The organism is Methylomonas sp. BG-2, assembly GCF_057766305.1.
This window is the reverse complement of the sequence record NZ_JBYMAP010000270.1, coordinates 1-5,119: the sequence shown is the minus strand read 5'-3', so window position 1 is coordinate 5,119 and position 5,119 is coordinate 1. Positions and strand designations below refer to the sequence as shown.

At 59.2% G+C, this 5,119-nt stretch carries 2 protein-coding genes; both read right to left on the bottom strand.

Features of this window, described 5'->3' with window-relative positions:
* Positions 1-340: 340 nt before the first annotated feature.
* On the bottom strand, positions 341-2,218 hold the full coding sequence (locus AC3B8H_RS18450) for a GMC family oxidoreductase (RefSeq protein ID WP_488442997.1): 1,878 nt from the start codon (positions 2,216-2,218) through the stop codon (positions 341-343).
* A 13-nt stretch (positions 2,219-2,231) separates the two neighbouring features.
* Entirely contained in the window at positions 2,232-4,766 is a 2,535-nt protein-coding gene (locus AC3B8H_RS18445; RefSeq protein WP_488442996.1) for a hypothetical protein, read from the bottom strand.
* Between the last annotated feature and the right edge of the window lie 353 nt (positions 4,767-5,119).

The window sequence follows — 5,119 nt, the reverse complement described above, 5'->3', positions numbered from 1 at the left end:
ATGGTTTATGCAACACCAAGGCCAGCGGTGTCGGTTATTGCCAGATGGGCTTCGTAGCCTCAGCCCATCCTATCGACTTGTCCTGCTCGATTGGCGTGGTTGCTAAACTCACCAAACCCTGCGTCGGCTTTAGGCTAGACATTTGCCATTGACCCTTTTGTTTCTTTTGGCGACTTCTGGCCGATCCAAAGGCATTCAAAATCTGTCAACACGATAAGGCGCAATCAATAGGGCATCAATAGGCGCTAGCCGTATTGCGCCGAAAGGTTGCAAGGACTGGCTCGATGGGCCGGCGAGTAGCCGCACACTGGCGTCTACTCGCCGGCCGACGGTTTGTATATCAAGCCTCCGACAGAATCACGTCGGCGGCTTTTTCGGCGATCATGTAGATCGCGCAGACGATGAAGAAGCCCGGAATCCTCGGGAATACCGAGGCGTCCACCACCCGCAGGCCGCTTACGCCGCGCACCCGGAACCGGCTGTCCAGCACCGCCATGTCGTCGCCGTCGGCGCCGATCGGGCAGGTGCAGGAGGCATGGTGGCCCCAGGATTGATAACGGATAAAGTCGCGGATTTCGTCGTCGGTTTGGACCGCCGCGCCCGGAAAGGCTTCTTCCTCGATGATGCCCCTGGCGATCAGCGGCGCGGTTAATTCGCGCACGAATTTGACGCCGGCCACCACCGATTCCAAGTCTTCGCCGCCGTCCGGGGTGCCTTCCTCGAAATACTTGAAATTGATGTAGGGCCGCTCGCGAGGATCGGCCGATTTCAATTTCACTTCGCCGCCCCGGTTGTTGGTATGGGCTTTCAACACCGCCCAGGTCAGGTAATTCAACTCCGGTATCCATTGCGAGAAGTTGGGGAAGTAGCCCTGAAAGCGCGCCAGCAACGCAAAACAAAACAGATCCGGCAACTTGCGCTGTTGCAACGAACGCTTGATCACCGCCAGCACCGCGCCGTTGGTGGTGTAAACGCCCTTGCGCTGGGTTTCCCACTCGGTATATTGCGGATCGCCCTTGGCGTAACGGGCGCCCTTCAATACCTCCCAGTCCTGTTTCATTTTGTTGACGACGCCGACTTCGTAGCGGTCCTGCAAGTTACTGCCGACGCCGGGCAAATCGACGCGCACCGGGATGCGCAAGCGCTCCAGATCGGCTTTCGGCCCGATGCCGGACAACATCAGCAACTGCGGGGTGTTAAAGGCGCCGCCGGCCAGGATGACTTCCTTGCCGGCTAAAACCTGGCGAGTTTCGCCGGGTTGGGTCGCCGGCTGGTGATGGGCTTGGTAAAGCTTTTCGCCTTTTTGATATTCGACGCCGATGGCCCGATTTTGCTCGTCGAACAACACCTGCGTCACCAGCGCGTTCAGCTCGATATGCAGCTTATCGGGATACTTTTGCTGTACTTCCAGCAAGCGGTCGCGGGTACTCAAGCGGGTGTGGTTGCGGGTCATCAACGGCGGATAGCGCAAGCCGGTGGCGTTTTTCTCCACCAGCCGCCAATCGTTGGGATCGCCCAGGCTTTCGCCGAACCACTCGGCGCCTTCGATCGGGTCGGTGTCGAGGTTTTTCCAGGCCGCCGCCACCGATTCCTTCAGGGTTTGCACTAGGGTTTTGTCGCCCAGGGCCTCCAGCGGAATGGCTTTTTCGGTTTGCAGCCAGCCGCCAAAGCCGTGCCGCGTCGGGTTGATGCCCAATTTGGCGGCCCAGCGGTAACTCGGTAGGCGGTGGTGACAGTCCTCCATTTTTTCGAAATAACCGCGCATCTTATCGGCGTGCCAACTGGCGTCGCCGGTCAGATCGGCGATGTGGTTCCAGTCGTCGTTGTGCGGATACACGGTGATCATCGCATTGTGGGCGGTACAGCCGCCCAGACAGCCGGCGCGCGGATACAGCACGCCGTCCACCTTTTCGCCGTCCCACTTTTCGCGGTACTTTTCGTCGCGGCGTTGCAGCTGGGTGTCGCCCCAATGCCTGACCCAAAAGTCCCAACGCATGGCCTTGTTTTCGTTGGACAAGGCGTGGAATACCGGCACTTGGTAATCCTCTGGCAGCCGGTTATCGTCGGATATGGCGTCACCGCCCTGCATTTGCAGCGGATCGCCGCCCGCTTCCAGCACCAGCACCTTGCGGCCGTTCTCGGCCAGCCGGGCGGCCAGGGTGCCGCCGCCGGCACCCGACCCCACCACGATATAGTCGTATTCAGCGCTATTACTCATAGTGGTTGCTCCATTAGAAGGTTTTCAGCACTTCGATCAGCGCTTCCTTGTCGGCGTCGCTCAAGGCCCGGTCTTTTTCCTCGGCCAGATAGTCGGTACCGAAGTAATGGCCGCGATTGACGACAAAGTCCGGGCACTTGCTGACGCTCAACATGTCGGCGACGATGTTTCGGTCGTCGAAAACCTTGATGGCCTCTTCGTCGCTGGCGCCTTGCGGAATCGCTTTCAAGGCTTTTTTAACGTCCTTCAATACCTTGATTAAGTGAAACACGTGTTTCGGATCGCTGGGATCGAGGTTCATGTTGGACACCAGATTCACCGGCGTGCCTCTTGGAATCGGTCCCAGTTCCACGCCGGACTTGTCGAAGGCCCAGGGTTTCAACAGGCTGAACGGCTCGACCAGCGGTTGCAGCAAATCCGGCAAATAGCCTTTGGGTACGCGCAGATAGCTGGTGGCGGTCGTCACATCGACTTGGCCTTTCAGCACCTTACGTTCGGCCGGATTGGCGGAATCGACCACGACGATGTCACGGTTGCCGCTACGTTTTTCGGGCCACAGAATTTGCCGGATCGAGTCGTCGAAGGATTTCAGCCGGTCTTCGACCGAGCCGCTGGGATAAAACTTGCCGACCGAGTTGTTCAGCAGATATGGCGCGGTCGACCACAAGCTGACCAGCGAAGCCGGCCGGGTGTAGCCGCGGCCACCGCCCGGCATGTCGTAGTCGTAGGCGGCGCCGGTGATCGGATGATGCACCGTGTATTTGCCGACCGACGGCAAGTCCTTATAGCTTTGCGAGGTGAAGTTGTCCCAGATGTTGTTGGCCAGGCCGTTGGTGGCCAACGGGCTGCAGGCGTTGGTTTGCAGCAGCGTGACCGGCACCCGCAATTCGGTGGACAGGAAGTTGTCTTGCAGGAAGTCGTCCTTGGCGACGATAGCCTTCATTTCGGTTTTGAACTCGTCGGTTTTGCTCCATTTCCAGTAATTGTTCCAGCAGCTTAGGTAGTCCGGGCCAACGCAGCCGTTCGGGAAGAAGCTATAGGCTTTCTCCGGCAGTTTGCTGGAATGGCAGCGGGCGCAGGTTTCCGCGAACACTTCCTTGCCGCGTTTCAGGACTTCGGCCGAAGCTTTCAGATGTTGTTCGCCGCCGGGCGCCTTGCTCAGATAGTCCGGCTGGGCGGTGGCCAGGAAGAACAGCGCCAAGTCCGGGGTTTGTTGCTCGGTGGCGTTCCAGTAGGACGAGTTTTTCCGGGCGGTGGCGATCGGGAACGGCGAGATTTTTTCGCCGCCGATCAAGGGTCGGAAATGTTCGGTCCATTCCTCGCTGAACAAGCCGATGTTGACGAACACCCGGTTCAGCGCACCCAACGCACCGACCGAATCGGCGCCGTCCTTGAGCACGCGCGGCGTCCACACCGTATCCGGCTGTTTGAAAAAGCTGTTGAGCGGACTGCTCTCCGGCAATTTCAAGTCGTTGAATTGGCGATTGTTCAAACCGCCGCCGGCGATGCGTTCCTGCCCGAAGCGCAACGCGTTTTTCATCCGTGCGCCCAGGTTGTAAACCGCATTCATCGTGCGCGGATTATTGATGTAATCGGTCGAAACCAGCGAGGTGTCGAGCGCGCCCGGCCGGGAGGTATGGAACAACTGGAACGGGAAACTGGACGGATCGGCTTCGTAGGAGAAAATCCGGTCTATCCAAAAATACTGGGCGCCCGGATTGGAATTGAGATTCTCCCATTTCGGATTTTCCGGATCGGCCGGCGGATTGCTGGGATTGGGGCCGACGTGGCAAAAGCCGCAGGACATGCCGACCCGGTACGGCCGGATCAAATCTTTGTTGTTGTAGTAGCTGGGATCGGTATAAAACTTCACCGGGTCCCAGGCCTTGGCGGCTTTCTCGTCGAAGTCCGGATTCGGGAATAAACGCAAGCCAACCACGCCGGTTGCGTAACCGTAGTAGGAACCGACCGGCACGGTTTTGCCGCGCGCGCCGGCTTTCACGCCGGGGTATTTGCTTTCATCCTCGAACGGATCGGCCGGACAATCGCTGCTGCGTTCGTCCAACCATAGGCCGTAACGATCCTGGCGCGGCGCGGTCGGTTTTTTGAAACAGGGCTCGTTGACCAAACCCAGATAATTCCAGCGGTTGTCGCGGCTGAATTTCAAGGTCTCGTGGCTAGACAGCATTTTCAAAAAATCCAGCGTGCCGACGCTGGTTTTACCGATGTCGTTCCAGAAGCGGTCGTTGCCGGCGGTCCAGACAATCCAATTGTTGCGGCCGCGCACCACCGCGTCGTGAGCGTCTTTAGCGGTAATGCCAGGCACGTAGGGACTCAGCGCGCGGGCCAAGGCCTCCGGGTCCTTGCTGGCGCCGTAATCCATGTCCTTGAAGTAATCGTCGTCGGCGCCCTTCAGGGTTTCCGCGCCGCGGCCGGCTTGCAGGGCTTCGTCCTTGACCTTGCCGGCCTTGGACCAAAACGTCGCGTGCGCCGTTGACGATGCCAGTATCGCCACCAACGCCAATAGCTTGGGTAGTTGTGAGTTCATGATTTCCTCCGGATAGATAGATTTAGCGGGCAACGCCTTGTTATGGTTATTGGCTTTTGCCCGATCACGCCGACAGCGGCTTGCGCCTTGACGGGCCATCCCGCGCCGCTTCATGGTTTGCGCGGACTGCCGAGCGGTGGCGCGCGCTGGCGCTTCGCTCGACAAGCCGCGAATTCGCCGAACGGCGACTCGGCGCCGTTCGGTACGGGATTAAGTGGCGGTATCGACTCGCCGGTTATCCGGCGGCCGTCCGAGACAGTGACGGCCGGTCAAGACGGCAGAGGTTGTGGTGCCGACATCCGGCAAAAATCCGAGCCGCCGCCATCGCCCGAGCGAACCCGATCGCGCCGAGC

What these genes read in the sequence shown, in the direction of transcription:
- AC3B8H_RS18450 (WP_488442997.1), bottom strand. Translation starts at nt 2,218, where the DNA reads ATGAGTAATAGCGCTGAATACGACTATATCGTGGTGGGGTCGGGTGCC.
- AC3B8H_RS18445 (WP_488442996.1), bottom strand. Translation starts at nt 4,766, where the DNA reads ATGAACTCACAACTACCCAAGCTATTGGCGTTGGTGGCGATACTGGCA.